Origin of the sequence: Streptomyces aurantiacus (assembly GCF_027107535.1) — a bacterium.
GTDB lineage: Bacteria > Actinomycetota > Actinomycetes > Streptomycetales > Streptomycetaceae > Streptomyces.
In genome coordinates this window covers 6,136,682-6,152,071 of record NZ_CP114283.1, presented here as the reverse complement: position 1 = coordinate 6,152,071, position 15,390 = coordinate 6,136,682, and the positions used below count along the sequence as shown (strand labels likewise).

The 15,390-nt window shown below is 73.1% G+C and carries 13 protein-coding genes; 6 read left to right on the top strand and 7 right to left on the bottom strand.

The window, feature by feature from the left end:
- Positions 1-16 precede the first annotated feature (16 nt).
- The 3 genes from O1Q96_RS29565 (at position 17) to O1Q96_RS29555 (ending at position 5,086) form a co-directional block, all read left to right on the top strand.
- The gene (locus tag O1Q96_RS29565) at positions 17-724 is read left to right on the top strand and encodes a peptidoglycan-binding protein (RefSeq protein ID WP_269251066.1); all 708 of its coding nucleotides are present in this window, start codon (positions 17-19) and stop codon (positions 722-724) included.
- Between the two features lie 248 nt (positions 725-972).
- Positions 973-3,573: an ATP-binding protein gene (locus O1Q96_RS29560; protein ID WP_269251065.1), complete on the top strand. Its 2,601-nt coding sequence runs from the start codon at positions 973-975 to the stop codon at positions 3,571-3,573.
- Between the two features lie 115 nt (positions 3,574-3,688).
- Entirely contained in the window at positions 3,689-5,086 is a 1,398-nt protein-coding gene (locus tag O1Q96_RS29555; RefSeq protein WP_269251064.1) for an FAD-binding oxidoreductase, read from the top strand.
- A gap of 34 nt (positions 5,087-5,120) precedes the next feature.
- Here O1Q96_RS29555 and O1Q96_RS29550 read toward each other — a convergent pair whose 3' ends face one another.
- From O1Q96_RS29550 to O1Q96_RS29535, 4 genes are all read right to left on the bottom strand, one after another.
- Positions 5,121-5,930, bottom strand: a complete 810-nt coding sequence (locus tag O1Q96_RS29550) for an SAM-dependent methyltransferase (protein WP_269251063.1) — start codon at positions 5,928-5,930, stop codon at positions 5,121-5,123.
- A 32-nt stretch (positions 5,931-5,962) separates the two neighbouring features.
- Positions 5,963-6,481, bottom strand: coding sequence for a hypothetical protein (locus O1Q96_RS29545; protein WP_269251062.1), 519 nt, complete (start codon positions 6,479-6,481; stop codon positions 5,963-5,965).
- 196 nt (positions 6,482-6,677) lie between these two features.
- Entirely contained in the window at positions 6,678-6,923 is a 246-nt protein-coding gene (locus O1Q96_RS29540) for a DUF397 domain-containing protein (RefSeq protein WP_269251061.1), read from the bottom strand.
- A gap of 3 nt (positions 6,924-6,926) precedes the next feature.
- Positions 6,927-7,748: a helix-turn-helix domain-containing protein gene (locus O1Q96_RS29535; protein WP_217456472.1), complete on the bottom strand. Its 822-nt coding sequence runs from the start codon at positions 7,746-7,748 to the stop codon at positions 6,927-6,929.
- 291 nt (positions 7,749-8,039) lie between these two features.
- Here O1Q96_RS29535 and O1Q96_RS29530 point away from each other — a divergent pair, with 291 nt between their 5' ends.
- The gene (locus O1Q96_RS29530; RefSeq protein WP_269251059.1) at positions 8,040-9,452 is read left to right on the top strand and encodes an NsdA family TPR-like regulatory protein; all 1,413 of its coding nucleotides are present in this window, start codon (positions 8,040-8,042) and stop codon (positions 9,450-9,452) included.
- A gap of 35 nt (positions 9,453-9,487) precedes the next feature.
- Here O1Q96_RS29530 and O1Q96_RS29525 read toward each other — a convergent pair whose 3' ends face one another.
- Positions 9,488-10,312, bottom strand: a complete 825-nt coding sequence (locus tag O1Q96_RS29525; protein WP_269253767.1) for an SDR family NAD(P)-dependent oxidoreductase — start codon at positions 10,310-10,312, stop codon at positions 9,488-9,490.
- Between the two features lie 155 nt (positions 10,313-10,467).
- Here O1Q96_RS29525 and O1Q96_RS29520 point away from each other — a divergent pair, with 155 nt between their 5' ends.
- Complete coding sequence (locus O1Q96_RS29520) at positions 10,468-11,028, top strand: ATP-binding protein (RefSeq protein WP_269251058.1); 561 nt, start codon at positions 10,468-10,470, stop codon at positions 11,026-11,028.
- Positions 11,025-11,804: a DUF6624 domain-containing protein gene (locus O1Q96_RS44340; protein ID WP_331276073.1), complete on the top strand. Its 780-nt coding sequence runs from the start codon at positions 11,025-11,027 to the stop codon at positions 11,802-11,804. The genes O1Q96_RS29520 and O1Q96_RS44340 overlap by 4 nt, the downstream gene beginning before the upstream one ends.
- Positions 11,805-11,882: 78 nt before the next feature.
- Here the strand turns inward: O1Q96_RS44340 and O1Q96_RS29510 are convergent, their stop codons facing one another.
- Both O1Q96_RS29510 and O1Q96_RS29505 read right to left on the bottom strand, forming a co-directional pair.
- Positions 11,883-12,233, bottom strand: a complete 351-nt coding sequence (locus tag O1Q96_RS29510; protein WP_269251057.1) for a hypothetical protein — start codon at positions 12,231-12,233, stop codon at positions 11,883-11,885.
- Between the two features lie 153 nt (positions 12,234-12,386).
- Positions 12,387-15,389, bottom strand: coding sequence for a helix-turn-helix transcriptional regulator (locus O1Q96_RS29505; protein ID WP_269251056.1), 3,003 nt, complete (start codon positions 15,387-15,389; stop codon positions 12,387-12,389).
- Position 15,390 lies beyond the last annotated feature (1 nt).

Here is a 15,390-nt window from a genome sequence, read left to right as displayed (position 1 = left end):
CCGGAGGGAGAGCAGGTTGTCGACACCGTTCGACCCCGAAGAACCAACACGTCGGCCGGCGCTGGAACCGACCCACGTCCAGCGCCGCCGCCGGCCAGGAGCCCTGTCGGAGCTGGTGCGGCAGGTCCAGGAGCGGGAGCGGGAGCGCGACCCGGACGAGGGCTACGAAGTCGTCGCCGTACCGGGATGGGGAGACTCCGCGCTGCCCAGGCCGACGGAGGACGACACCCAGGAACTGCCGCCGGTCAGGGACGAGAACAGGCCGGTGCCACGCGGCCGAGCGGCCGCACGCGTGTCGGCGCACGGCCGCACCACCGCGTTCCGCCGTACCGCGCTCACCGTCGCCGCGGTGGCCGTGGCGCTCGCGGGATTCGGCGCGGCGCTGCTGCTCACCTGGGACAGGGGCGCCACCGACGCCGCCGAGGCGCCGCCCCCCGCCGCGTCGTCCGCCCCGTCCGCCCCGCCCGCCCCACCGCAAGGCGTCGACCCGGACGGAGCGGGCACCCTCCGCGAGGGCGACAGCGGGCCCCAGGTGAGCGACCTCCAGGAACGGCTGCTGCGTATCCCCGACGTGTACGAGAAGGGCGAGGCCAGCGGCGTGTACGACGCCACACTGACGGCGGCGGTGGCACGTTTCCAGCTCTGGTACGGCATCCGGGGCGACGAGACGGGCGTGTACGGCAATGACACCCGCACCGACCTCGAGTCCCGCACGGCGTCCTGACGAACGAGCCGGCGCCCTTGCGAAGCCGGGGGAACCGCCGGGCGGCGAGGCGCACTTCGTCCGGTGCTCCTGGCCGGCGCCGGAGACCGGATCGGGCCCTGCGGCTCTGTTCCCGCCCCGCTCCGCCCCGCCCCCTCGTTCCACGTCCCGCAGTCAGGGCCGCAGTCCTGACGTTTCACGCAATGTTGAACAATTTTCGCGGTGCCGCTGTGGGGTTGCACAGGGCGTCCGTGTGCCAGCATGGCGCCGTGGATTGGGGGATCCTCGAACGGGACCACGAGCTGGACCGGCTGGCCGCCGCCGCGAGGGACGCGGCGGACGGAGCCGGTTCCGTCGCGCTCGTCTTCGGCGAGGCGGGCATCGGCAAGTCGAGTCTGGTGAAGGCCATGCCCGGGGTGCTGCCCGCCGCGTCACGCGTCCTGGTGGGGGAGTGCGACGACCTGGCGACGCGCCGGCCGCTCGGCCCCTTCCGCGATCTGATCGGCGGTGTCGGCGCGGAACTGGCGCGGGCGCTCACGGCCGGCGGCGACCGGCCCCGCATCTACGACGCGCTGCGGGCGGAACTGACCGCGGCCCCGCACCCCGCCGTCCTCGTCGTCGAGGACGTGCACTGGGCCGACGAGGCCTCGCTGGACGCCCTGCGGTTCCTGGTCCACCGGGTGGAACGCCTTCCGGCCGTGCTGGTCCTGACGTACCGGGACGACGAGCTGGACCGCCGCCACCCCCTGCACCACCTCCTCGGCCAGGTGTCCCGGGCCGAGCGCGTGCACCGCCTGCCGCTGCCCCGGCTCTCCCCGGGCGCCGTACGCCGGCTCAGCGCGGTGAGCCGCCTCGATCCCGCGGAGGTGTACGCGGCCACCTCGGGCAACCCGTTCTTCGTCGCCGAGGTGGTGGCCGCCGGCGGCACCGGTGGCGTCCCACCGACCGTGGTCGACGCGGTCCTCGCCCGGCTGCGGGACCTGGACGACCGGACCCGGGACGCCCTGGAACAGCTCGCCGTGGTGCCGTCCGCGGTCGAGCGCCCCCTCGTCGACGCGCTGCTGTCGGACGGCGTGGCCGAGCTGGCGGTGGCCGAACAGCGAGGGCTGCTGACCGTGACACCCGAACGGGCCGGATTCCGCCACGAGTTGATCCGCAGGGCGGTCGCCGACTCGCTGCCCGCCGCCCGGCGCATCGAGCTCAACCGCCAGGTCCTCGCCGCCCTCGTCGCGCAGCCGGGCTCCGACCCGGCACGCGTCGTCCACCACGCGGCGGAGGCCGGGGACCAGGAGGCGATCGTCCGGTACGGCCCCGACGCCGCCCGTGACGCGGCCGGCGCGGGCGCACACCGGGAAGCCGCCGCCCACCTGCGGCTGGTCCTGCGGCAGCGCGACCGATGCGACGCGGCCGCCCTCGCCGACCTCCTGGAGAGGTACGCCGTCGAGAGCTACACCATCGCCGACTCCGCGGCCGCCGTCGACGCCGAGCGGGAGGCGGTCGCGCTGCGCCGGGCCCTCGGGGACACCCGGGCGCTCGGCGCGGACCTGCGCTGGCTCTCCCGCATCCACTGGTGGGCGGGCGACGCCGACGAGGCGCAGCGCGCCGCCCGGGAGGCCATCACCGTCCTGGAGGACGCGGGCGACGACCGGCTGCTCGCCCTCGCGCTCAGCAACACCTCCCAGCTGCACATGCTCTCCGAACGCACCGCCCAGGCGGTCGACTTCGGTGAGCGCGCCATCGCCCTGGCCCGCCGCGCGGGTGACACGGCGATCCTCGCGCACGCCCTCAACAACGTCGGCACCGCCCGCTGGCGCGCGGGCGACCCGCTGGGCCGTGCCCAGCTGGAGGAGAGTCTGAAGGTCGCGCTGGCCGCCGGGGAGGTCGAACACGCCTGCCGCTCGTACGCCAACCTCATCTGGACGCTGCTCGAACGCCTCGAGTACACCGAGGCCGACCGCTTCCTCGGCCCCGGCATGGAGCTGGCCGACCGGGCGGAGCACGTCGGGTTCCTCAGCTACCTCCATGTGGCCATGGGACTGCGGAAGTTCGCCGCGGGCGCCTGGGACGACGCGGAGCGGCACGCCGAGATCGGCGCCCACGACTTCGTCCCCGCCCGCTGCCCCGCGCTGACCGTCCTCGCCCGGGTCCGGGTCCGCCGCGGCCTGAGCGGTGGCGCCGAACTGCTCGACGAGGCCTGGGAGATCGCCGTGCGCACCCGCGAACTGCAGCGCACCGGGCCGGTCGCCGCCGCCCGGGCCGAGGCCGCCTGGCTCCGGGGCGACCAGGAGGCGGTGGCCGAGCTGGCCGGGGAGGTCTTCGAGCAGGCCCGCCGCCTGTCCGTCGTCCCGCACCGGGCGGAGCTCGGCCACTGGCTCACCAAAGCCGGGCACTCCGTACCCGAAGACGGCTCGGACCACCCGTACGCGCTCCAGAGCGCCGGCCGCTGGCGGGAGGCCGCCCAGGCGTGGCACACGGCCGGCTGTCCGTACGAGCATGCCGCCGCCCTCGCCGAGAGCCCGGATCCGCAGGACAAGCTCGCCGCCCTGGCCGGTCTGGACGCACTCGGCGCCGAACCTATGGCACGGCTCGTCCGCGGCGAGCTGCGGCGACTCGGCGTACGCCACATCCCGCGCGGGCCGCTCGCCGCCACCCGGGAGAATCCCGCCGGTCTCACCGAGCGTCAGCTCCAGGTGATGCGGCTGCTGGCCCAGGGGCTGACCAACCCCGAGATCGCGAAGCGGCTCGTCGTGTCGGTCCGTACCGTCGACAACCACGTCGCGGCCGTACTGGACAAGCTCGGTGCCCGCACCCGGCGCCAGGCGGTCGCGCGTGCCACGGAGCTCGGGATGCTGCCGGGAGGTGAGACGTAGGTAGGCGGGGGCGCCGAGCTGAGTGGCGGGCACGGATGCCGGAGCCCGGGCCGCCGGACTAGAACAGGCGTATCGGAGGGACCCCGAGAGCAGGGTCCCGGATCGGGGGATTCCCATGTCCGTCACGCCCGCACAGGCGGCCCGCCAGGAACTCGTCGGATTCAAGGGCCGGTTGACCGGCCCGGACGACTCCGGATACGACGAGGTCCGCGCCGTCTACAACGCGATGATCGACCGACGGCCCGCCCTGGTGGCACGCTGCACCAGTGCCGAGGACGTGGCCCACGCCGTCGGGTTCGCCCGTGACCACGACCTGCCGCTGGCGGTCCGTGGCGGCGGACACCACGGAGCGGGGCTGGGGGTCTGCGACGACGGCGTGGTCGTCGACCTGTCACCGCTCAAGGACATCGAGATCGACCCCGGAGCGCGGACGGTCCGCGTCGGCGCGGGCTGCGTCTGGGGCGAGGTGGACCGCGCCACCCACGCGCACGGACTGGCCACGCCGAGCGGGATCATCTCCACCACCGGCGTCGGCGGCCTCACCCTGGGCGGCGGGCTCGGCCATCTCACCCGCAAGTGCGGGCTGACCGTCGACAATCTGCTGGAGGCCGACCTCGTGCTGGCCGACGGCGCGCAGGTGCGCGCGAGCGCCGACGAGAACGCCGACCTGTACTGGGCGATCCGTGGCGGCGGAGGGAACTTCGGAGTCGCCACCTCGTTCCGTTTCCGGCTGCACGAGGTGAGTACGGTCGTCGCCGGGCCCACGTTCTGGCCGGTCGAACTCGGAGCCGAAGTCCTCGCCGCCTACCGGGACTTCATCCCGCACGCGCCCCGGGACCTCAACGCCTTCTTCCTGTTCGGCGCGGTCCCGCCGGCCCCGCCGTTCCCCGAGGAGATCCAGGGACGCAAGGCCTGCGGTGTCGTGTGGTGCTACGCCGGTGACGACCCGGAGGCGGCGGCCGGCCTGATGGCGCCGCTGCTCGACGTCCTTCCGCAGCCGATGCTGCACGGACCGGCGCCGATGCCGCACCCCGCGATCCAGTCGGCCTTCGATGCTCTCTACCCGCCCGGCGACCAGTGGTACTGGCGCGCCGACTTCGTCAACGAGATCCCCGGTGACGCGGTCGGCCTGCACGCCGAGTTCGGTGCGGAGCTGCCGACCCTCAAGTCGACGATGCACCTCTACCCGATCGACGGTGCCGTCCACGACCACGCGCCGACGGACACCGCCTGGAGCTACCGCGACGCGCGCTGGGCCTCCGTGTACGCGGGGGTGGACCCCGACCCGGCCAACGCCGACCGCATCAGGCAGTGGACCGTCGACTACTTCGAGGCCCTGCACCCGTACTCGGCGGGTGGCGCCTACGTCAACATGATGATGGACGAGGGCCAGGAGCGCGTCCGCGCCAGCTACCGCGACAACTACGCGCGCCTGGCCCGGATCAAGGCCGACCACGACCCCGGCAACCTGTTCCGGTTCAACCAGAACATCCAGCCGGCCGCGCGGTCCTGACCGGCCCCGCGGGCCCTGACGCCGACGAGGGGCGTCAGGGCTTGCGGGCGACGCCGCCGTAGACGTCCGTCGGCTGTGGGTCGGTGCCCGGCTCGGGGCGCCACAGCGGACAGGAGACGATGCCGGGATCCAGCAGCTCCAGGCCCTCGTAGTACGCGGACACCTCCCTCGGGCTGCGCAGCACGTACGGGTCGGCACCGGTGTCGTCGTAGCCCTCCTGCGCCCGCTTCAGCTCCGCGTCGGTGTCGGTGCTGTCGTAGTGCACGAAGTAGCTGCCCGAGGGCAGGGCGGCCTGGAGGCGGCGCACGATCGACTTGGCCTCCTCGTAGTCCTTGATGTGGCCCAGGATGCCCATCAGCATCAGCGCGACGGGCTTGTCGAAGTCGAGGATCTTGCCCGCGGCCTCGATGATCCTCTCGGGCTCGCGCAGGTCCGAGTCGATGTAGTCGGTGACCCCCTCGGGCGTACTGGTGAGCAGCGCCTGGGCGTGCCTGAGCACCAGCGGGTCGTTGTCCACGTAGACGATCCGGGACTCCGGCGCCAGGCGCTGGGCGACCTGATGGGTGTTGTCGTAGGTGGGAAGGCCCGTGCCGATGTCCAGGAACTGGCGGATGCCCAGCTCACCGGCGACGAGCGTCACCGTGCGGATGAGGTAACCACGGGAGGCGCGGGCCATCGTCTCGATGTTCGGGGCGATCCGGCGGTAGGCGTCGCCCGCCTCCCGGTCGACCTCGTAGTTGTCCTTCCCGCCCATCCAGTAGTTCCAGATGCGGGCCGAATGCGGCACCGTGGTGTCGATCTTGGACAAGGCGTCCTGGTCGGGAGTGGGCTGGCCGTCTGCCATGAGGGATCTCCTGCCGTGCGTCACGCGGTCCGTCACAAACCTACCGTCAACTTCCGTTTGCATCGCCCCAGTTGAAGAGATGGGGCGTCGGGCGCACGGATGGGGGGACCGGGGCCGCCGGCGTCCACCGTGACGACGGGGACGTGCTGGGCGAGAGTGTGGAACGCGCGTTCGTAGGCAGCGGCCGCCGCGGCGGTCTCGGCGTCCGCAGGGGGCCCGGAGTCCGTCAGGCGCAGGAGGGCGCCGTCCCGTTCGGCCACGGCCTCGGCGAAGTCGAGCGCCTGGATCCAGGTCACCCGGGAACGCCCGTGGCGCAGCGGCCCGTAGACGAGTTCGTGGATGATGCCGCCGTCCACGGCCAGCAGGCCGGGAACGGCGAGGAGTTCGCGGTACGGCCGGGTCGGGTCCACATGGTGCAGAGGGCCCCGGGAGCGCCTGATCATGAATCCGGCGCGGACCAGTCCGGCGAGAAGTCCGTTGCGGCCGATGTCCTCGGGGCCCTCGACGACCAGCGTCCGGCACCGGGTGACGGCCTCGTGGAGTGTGCGCATACCACTCCCTCCAGGACGGCCGACTTCCTCAGTGTGACCGGGTGACCCGCACGGCGGGAGGGCGCGTGCGGGTTTTCCGGTTGTGCGGCCGTAGTGGTGGATGGTTGTGCGGGCGTGGTGGTGCCACCCGAAGTGGGCGGGCGGCGGTGTCCGGGAGTGGGCCCGTGACGCGGGGCGGGTGGGGGTCGGGCAGGAGTCAGGCGACGAGGAAGTCGGCCTGGCCGGACTTCGCACCCCGCAGGAACGAGATCATCTCGTCCCGGGTGTAGACCAGCGCGGGGCCGTCGGGATCCTTGGACTGCCGGAAGGCGACGCTGCCGTCGGGCAGTCGCTTGGCCTCGACGCAACTACCGCCGTTGGTGCCGCTCCAGGGCTTCTGCCAGCCCTCGGTTCCCAGCTCGCGGGCGGGCATGCCGCTGTGGATGGGGTCCATGGAACTCATGGCTCACAACTCCTTACGCAGTTCACCCAGGATGGTCCTGGTCCGAGCGACCGGCTCCGCCTGCACGGACATCCGGTCCATTACTTCGAGATACGTCACGACGTCGGAGGGCTGGTCGACGTAGACCGAGCCGACGAGGCTCTCGGTGTAGACGACGTCGGGAAGTTCGGAGAAGCCGAAGCGGAAGTAGTGGAACGGGCCGAACGCGCCGGGGTGCGCGCCCACCGAGAAGCGCAGGATCTGGATCCGGACCTTCGGCATGTCCAGGACCTCGTTCAGGCGGTCGATCTGGGCCCGCATCACCTCGGCCCCGCCCACCGGGCGGCGCAGCACCGTCTCGTCCAGGATGGCCCAGACGGCCGGTGCGTCGGGTTTGGCGAGCAGGTCCTGGCGCTTCAGCCGCAGCGCGACACGGCGGTCGACGTCCTCCTTGGTCTCGTTGGGAAAGCCGATGTGCATGAGAGCCGCCGCGTAGTCGTGCGTCTGCAACAGGCCCGGCACGTAGTGGGGTTCGTAGAGACGGATGACGCTGGCTTCGCTCTCCAGGCTCACGTACGCGCTGAACCACTCGGGCAGTACGTCGCGGTACGAGTACCACCAGCCGGGCTGGTTGGCCTCCCTGGCCATCGAGAGGAAGTCGTCGACCTCCGACGCGGGAACTCCGTAGGTGTGCAGCAACTCCCTCACGTAGGGGATACGGAGGCCGACCTCGGCCTTCTCTATCCGGCGGACCGTCAAAGGAGTGACCTCGATGGCCCGCGCAGCGGCCTCGAAAGAGATCCCGGCCTGTTCCCGCAGATGCCGGAGCCGCTTTCCGAGGACCATCCGCAGGACGGTCGGCGCGCTGCCGCCCGAGCGGTTGTCGCTCACGTCCTACCTCCCGGAACGGCCGTCACAGCGAGCAGTGTGCCACGCCGTGGCTGACAGAGACAGAGCGATGCGGATCGTTCTGAAATTATCAGAACGCTTGTTGCGAGTTGAGTGTGTCCGCCATCATAGTGATCGAGTGACCTGCCCCACAGTCCGGCGGCGACGGCGCACAACGGTGCGCCGCAGCATCGGATTTGACGCCCCGGCAGACCGGGCGACCCCGCAGCACCTTGATGCGAGACCTGGATGGCCACCGTGAGTGACGGACAACCGAGGAACCCCGGCAAGGGTCCCGCCGGGGCCAACAAGGCGCTGGCCGCCGCCCTCAGGGACGCCGGTTGCTCCTACGCGTCACTCGCCCTGCGCGTCAACGAACTGGGGCGCAGACAGGGTGCCGAATCGAGCTACGACAAGGCGTCGGTCACCCGCTGGCTGAACGGCCAGCAACCACGGGGAACCACACCGGAGTTGCTCGCCGCCGTACTGTCCGAGCGGCTCGGCCGGCCCGTCTCGCCCACGGACCTCGGCTTCCTGCCCGAGCCGCAGCGACCGGTCGCGGGCAGGGCGCTCGTCTACCGCGAGGACCTGGCGGACACCTTGCACACCCTGGCCGAACTCGGCTCCACGGACGTCTCCCGCCGCAGCCTCCTCGGCACGGTCCCCTTCGTCGCCGCCGCCCTGACGAACCCTCAGCGCGAGTGGCTGCTCTGGCTGGTCGAGAACCCTCAGACACCCCGTCCCGCCCCGGTGGCCGACGGCGGGCCGGTCGAGCAGGTGCACGCCATGATCGGCATGTTCGACCAGATGGACAACCACTTCGGCGGCGGGGGCGTGCGCACCAGCATCGTGCACTACCTGTGCACCGAGGTCGTCCCCATGCTGCAGCGCCGCGGCACGCCCCCGCACCAACAGCGCCTGCTGTACGCCGCCGCGGCCCGCCTCGCCGCGATGGCGGGCTGGAGTTCGTACGACGCGGGGGAGTACGGACTGGCGCAGCGCTACATGACCCAGGCGCTGAGGCTGTGCGCGGGTGGCCGTGACCGCGTCCTGGGCGGGCAGATCCTGGCCGGCCTCTCCCATCTGGCCACCAACCTCGGCCGCCCGGACGAAGGGGTGGCGCTGGCCAGGGCCGGCATCGCCACGGCCAGGGACTCGGGCAGTCCGCTCGGCCTGATGCGGCTGTACGCCATGTCGGCGCGCGGCCACGCCGCGCAGGGCCGCACAGGTGAGACGACCGAAGCCCTTCGCCTGGCGGAGCAGCAGCTGGACGCGAGCCGGGGAGCGGCGCAGGAGTCCGTCTGGGTCCGCTTCCTCGACCATCACTACCTCCAGGCCGAGTCCGCCCTGTGCTTCAGGGACCTCGGCCTGGCCGCGCAGGCGGAGCGCACGGCCGAGGAGTCCGTGCTCGCCAACGCGGACCGGCGCAGGCGCCAGGCCATCAGCCGTTCCGTGCTGGCGACCGCGCATCTGCAGCAGAACCGGCTCGACGAGGCCGTCGGTACGGCGACCGAGGCGCTGGGCACCCTCGCCTCGGTGCACAGCGAGCGTTCCATCCAGGCCCTGCGCGACTTCCGCGGGAGGCTGGCGCCCAGCCGCCACGAGCCGCTCGTCCAGGAGTTCGAGCGCAGGTCCCGCCCGGTGCTGGGGGCCGTGGCATGACGACCGGTCCAGGGGGAACCGGCCCCCGCGCCGGCTCAGTAGCCCTCGGGGGAGGGCGCGTTCTGGGCGCGGTCGACGGGCAGGTTCGCTCCGGAGATCCCGCTCGACCAGTCGGACAGCAGGAACGCCACCACGCGCGCCACCTCGTGCGGCGCGACCGGCTCCCCGCCCGGCAGCTCCGCCTCCCTGAAGGCGGCGAAGGCTTCGGGCTCCTCCGCGCGCATCCGGTCCCAGCGGCGGCCCGGAATGAGCATCGACCCCGGCGAGACGGCGTTGACCCGGATCCCGTCCGGACCGAGTTCGCGGGCGAGCGAGGCGGCCAGGTGGATCTGGGCGGACTTGGCGCTTCCGTACTGTGCGTTCGGTCCCGGCTTCCAGCCGGAGATCGACGAGATGACCACGACCGAGCCGCCGCCGGCGCTCCGCAGGTACGGGACCGCGGCCCGCACCAGCCGTGCGGTGTGCCCGACGTTCAGTTCCCAGGTCGCGGCCCAGTCCTCGGCGTTCGCCTGTTCGAGGTTCCGTCCGCGGGAGCCGCCCGCGGAGGCGACTATTCCGTCCAGGCCGCCGAAGCGGCTCGCCGACGCGGCGACGAAGTCCTCCAGCCGCTCGGGTTCGGTGACGTCCAGGGCCTGCGTGAACAGCCGCCCGGAGTCCGCGGCGGCCAGCGAACCTCTCAGCGCATCGAGGTCACCCACCGTGCGGGCGCACGTCGCCACCCGGGCGCCCTCGGCTGCCAGCAGCCGCACGATCTGCTCGCCGAGTCCGCGCGTACCGCCGGTGACCAGCACCCGTCTGCCGCTCATGCCGGACCAGCCGCGGGCGCCCTGCCCGCCGGCGGCGGTCCGGCTCTCGCTCATGTTGCTCACGCGATCGAACATACATGCCATCCCACTACGCGGCTGCAACCGGACAACCCGCTCACCCCCTGGCCGTTCCACCCGCCCGGACGGTTGGCTGCAGGAGCAGCCACCGAGACCGTCCCCCCACCCGTGCTGCACACGAAGGAGGCACGATGACGGCATTTCGTGCGCACCACCGCCGGCAATCGCCCTCACTGACGCACGGCGCGGACCGCGACACGACCACCGCTCTGGCGTGGGCCGGTGAGAGAACCCCGGCCGTGGCCGCCCCGCCCGCGACACCGGCCGTTCCCGTCGTGGTGAGTACGCCACGGGTCCTTCGCACGGTGGTGGCGGCTCAGCCGGCCCGCGCCTCCGGCGTGCGCCGCACGGTCGCCGCACAACTGGCGCACCTGCGGCTGCCCGCCGATCAGCTGGACAACGCCGTCCTGGCCACGGACGAGCTGTTCGCCAACGCCGTCCGACACGGCAGCCCGGGCCCCGGTGCCACGGTCACGGTCAGCGTCGAGTGCACCGGCCACGCGGTGCGCGTCACGATCGCCGACCGCTCGACCGACCTGCCGCACCACCGCACGGCGGACACCGCCGAGGAGTCCGGACGCGGGCTCGCCATCGTGGCCGCGCTCACCGACGACTGGGGTGTCGCCCCGCCCGAGCCCGGCGAGACGGGGAAGCGGGTGTGGTTCTCGTTGCACATCCGGGAGGAGTCATGACCGGTCCCGCCGTCTCGGGCCACCTCGCCCGTGCCACGACGCGTGACGGACGCACGGAACGTGCGCCCGTCGACGAGGGGCGCAACACCGCCGCGGCACGCGCCGGCGACGCGGAGCGCAGCGGACGGGAGCCGCGCGACGGGCAGACGGGCCGCCCGCCGGGCGAGGCGGGGGAGACCCGCACCGGAGCAGGGGAGACCCACAGGGGACGCGTGCCCGACGAGGACCGTGCCGGGCTCGCGCACGACGAGATACGAGAGGGGCACCCGACCGTGCTTCCGGCGCTCGCGAGCGCCCTCGCCCGTGAACTGGTGCGCCGGGTGGAGGAGGACAGGCGGGCGATGAGAGAAGCGCACCGCAGTCCCACACCGGCCACGCGCCGCCGTATCGCCGAGTGCCGCGAGGACAACGCCGAGGCGCTCAGGACGATCGTCCGACGCCATGCCTGGCCGACCGCCGACCTCGTCGGCGCACCCGCCTCGACGGCGGCCCTGATGATCCTGCTGCACGCCCCGGACCTCGACTTCCAGCTCGCGTGCCGGGACCTCATCGCCCAGGCCGCGGCGGACGGGCGTTGCCCGGCGCCGCATCACGCGTACATCGCCGATCACTGTGCCGTCGAACAGGGCCAGCCGCAGTTCTACGGCACCCGTGTCGACCCCGCGACGCTGCACCCTTATCCGGTCCGTCAGCCCCAGACCCTCGACGAGCGACGCCGGGATGTCGGGCTGGCACCCCTCGACGAGCAGATGCGGACGCTGCGGCTCGGCGGGTGAGCCCGCTGGGCTCGTGGGGCTCGTTGGGCTCGAAGAGTGAGGCGGCGTCGCCGCTCACCGGGGGCGGCGCCCGGCCGGCTAGGGCTCCAGTCGCAGCTGCCGCTCCTGCTCCTGGTCGCCCGGAGCCACCCCTTCCTCGTGGACGGTGAAGGCGGAGGACAGCGTCTCGTCGGCCCGTCGCACCGCCTCCGGGCTGCCCTGCAGGGTGACGGTCACGGACGTGGAGAGCCCGGACGCCTCGTCGGCCCGGGCACCGCCGGCCGGCGCGCCGTTGTCGAAGGACGCCGTGTAGACCGTGGCGTCGCCGTCGCGGGGCATGGCGTCCGCCGATCCGAAGACGGGTTCGAGCGTGTGGATGACAGCCCGCGCGTCGGCGGCCGTGCCGCCGGTGAGAGTGAGCGTCAGAGCGAGATGCGTGCCGGACGTCATGAAGCCACCTTTGCTTGTACGGATGCGGGCCACCCGCTCGTGTAACCGGTAGCCCCGGACACAAACGACGGCTCGGCCCTGCGTGCGCCTGTCTCCATGACACCGCCATCCGCCGGACCCCGCAGCCGCGGGCCGCGCCGATCCGGCCGGCGCTCATCCGGAGGCGGACGGTTCCGCCTGCACCAGCCCCTCGCGGTACGCGATCGCCACCGCCTCCGTACGGCTCGCGGCGCCCAGCTTCGCGAGGATGTTGGACACGTGCACGCTCGCCGTCTTGCCGCTGATGAACAGTTCCTCGCCGATCTGCCGGTTGGTGCGGCCACGCGCGAGGAGCAGCAGGACGTCGTTCTCCCGGGCGGTCAGCGCGGGGGCCCGGTCGTCGGTGGGGGCGCTCTCCGCGAGGCGGGCCCGGCGGACCAGCCGCTCCACGTCGTCGCGCAGCGGCACGGCGCCCAGCCGGACCGCCGTCGCGTGCGCCGCCCGTGTGTGCTCGGCGGCCTCCTCGCGCCGCCCCGACGCCACCAGACTCTCGGCGAGCCGCACCCGACAGCGGGCCTGCTCGTAGACGTCCCCGTAGCCGAACGCCGCGACGGCCTTCTCCCAGGCCTCGATGTCCGGCTCGGCGAGGGTCCGCGCCCACTCGGCCTCGGCGCGCGCCAGCCACGCCCGGCCCTCGGGCCCCTGCGGCGAACCGTCCTCGCTCTGGGCCGCAGTGGCCCGGGCCGGCTCCACCAGGTTCTTGCCCGCCCGCACCCAGCGCCGGGTGCCCTCCTCGTCGCCGGCCAGGCGGCAGGTCACGGCCGCGTCCGAGACGGCGGTCAGGGCGAGCGCCGCGAGCCGCACCACCACATCGGGTGTCGTACCGGACTCGTCGAGCAGGGCGGTCACCGTCGTATCGAACTGCCCTACGGCCGCCTCGGCATCGCGGCGCAGTACCGCCGCGTCGGTCAGGAGGATCCCCATGACGAGGGTGGCCATCCAGTCGAACGGCCCGTCGAGGAGGGCCCGGGCCCGCTCGGCCGCACCCTGGTCACCACGCGCCAGTGCCACCGACAGCGCCGGGCCGATCGCGTACCCGCCCGCCGCCGGCAGCCGATCGGCGTCGGACTCCGCGGAGCGGACGCACTCGTCCCACTGGCCCAGGGAGTACAGCACCAGGGAACGCAGATAGCGCATCTCCACCGGATAGACCGAGGAGAGCAGCCCGGCGTGGCCCGCGCGCTCCAGGCCGTCGGAGAGCCAGGCCAGGCATTCGTCCAGGTCACTGGACTCGTACGAGCCGATGGAGAGGTTGAACAGTGCGCGCATCTCGATGGACGTGTTCCCCGCGCGCCGGGCCAGCTCGCGGGCCTCCCGCAGCCGGGCCCGCCCTTCCGGCAGGCTCCGGCCCGCTCCTTCGAGACCGACGAGGGAGATCATCAGATCGGCCTGGGCGTCCAGAACGCCGAGTTCCTCCGCGATCCGCAGGGCCCGGCTCGCGACGCTGCGGGCGGTCTCGTCGTCCCCCACGTATCGCGCCGCCATGACATGGGTGGACGCCGCCCAGACCCAGGTGCGCGACGGCGGGTCGGCGGGGATCATCGCGAGAGCCTCGCTGCTGTACGCGAACGCGGCGGCGAGGCTGTCGATCCGCATGAGGTTGCCCGCGAGCGTGTAGCGGACCCGGGCGGCCAGTTCGGAGTCCTCGTCCGAGCCCACCCGGGCGAGCGCCGAACGCGTCAGCGAGACCGCCCGGTGTGTCTCACCGGCGTGCACGGCCGCCGCCGAGGCGCGCAGCGTCAGCGTGACCGTGTCGAAGCCCTCGGGCCGTGCCGAGGAGGGCACCGCCGACCACAGGTCGAGGGCGGCTTCCAGATGACGCAGTTCCTCGGCGGGCGCGCGCACCCGCCCGGCATGGTCGGCGGCCTCCAGCGAGGCCGCCAGCGCGTCGGGCAGGTCGTGGCTCTCGCGCGAGTGGTGGGCGCGCTCGGCAGCGCTCTCGTCGGGCCGGCCCCGCCCGGCCAGTACCCGGGCGAACGCCCTGTGCAGGCGCACTCGTTCACCCGGCAGCAGATCCGCGTAGACCGCCTCGCGGATCAGTGCGTGCCGGAAGGAGTAGGTGTCGTCCTGGTCGGGGACGAGGAGCTGCCGCCCGACGGCTTCGCGCAGAGCCGACTCCAGCTCCTCCTCGGGCAGTTGGACGGTGTCGCGCAGCAGGTCGTGCTCGACACGGCGCCCGGCGACGGCCGCGGTACGCAGCACCTGCTGGGCGGTCGGCGGCAGTTGCTCGAAACGGATGAGCAGCACGTCGGCCAGCCCGCTGGGCACGGCGGACGCGGACCCGGACATGGTCTCCGACGCGGCGGCGAGCAACTCCTCCGCGTAGAACGCGTTGCCCTCGGCTCGTTCGACGATGCGGCGGACCGTGGCGTCGGGCATGGGCGTCGCCCGCTGGGAACGGACGAGCCGGGCCACCTCGCCGTCGGGCAGTGGACGCAGTTCGAGCCGCTCCACGACGGACAGGCGCACCAACTCGGCGAGCAGGGGCCGCAACGGGTGTCTGCGGTGCAGGTCGTCGGCGCGGTACGACGCGAAGACGGCGAGGCGCTGACCCTGCGCGCCGCCCGCGGCGGGGGCCACGCCGTCCGCCTGCAGTCGTGCGCGGCGGTTCTGCAGTATCCCCCTGCTGAGCAGGAAACGCAGCAGGTCGCGGGAGGACTGGTCCGCCCAGTGCAGGTCCTCCAGGACCAGCAACAGCGGTGCGGTCTCGGCCAGTTCGGCCAGCAGCGCGGCCATGCCCTCGAACAGCTGGGGGCGCCCGTCCGCGTCCCGCGCGCCGTGACCGCCGTCGCCGAGGAGGCGGTCGACCACGGGATGCGCGGCCAGCGCCCCGGCGAACCGTTCGTCCCCGGCGAGCCGGCCCAGGATCTCGGTGAACGGCAGATACGGCAGACCCACGTCACCCAGGTCGACGCAGTGGCCCGTGACCACGGTCGTGCCCGCCTGCGCGGCGTGCCCCGCGGCCTCGGCCAGCACCCGGGTCTTGCCGACTCCCGCGTCTCCCGCGATCAGTACGGCCCGCGCCTCGCCGGCCCGGGCCCGGTCCAGAACGAGGGTCAGGCGGGCGAGTTCGTCTTCACGCCCGATGAACGGCGTGGTGAATGCGGTGGTCGGCACG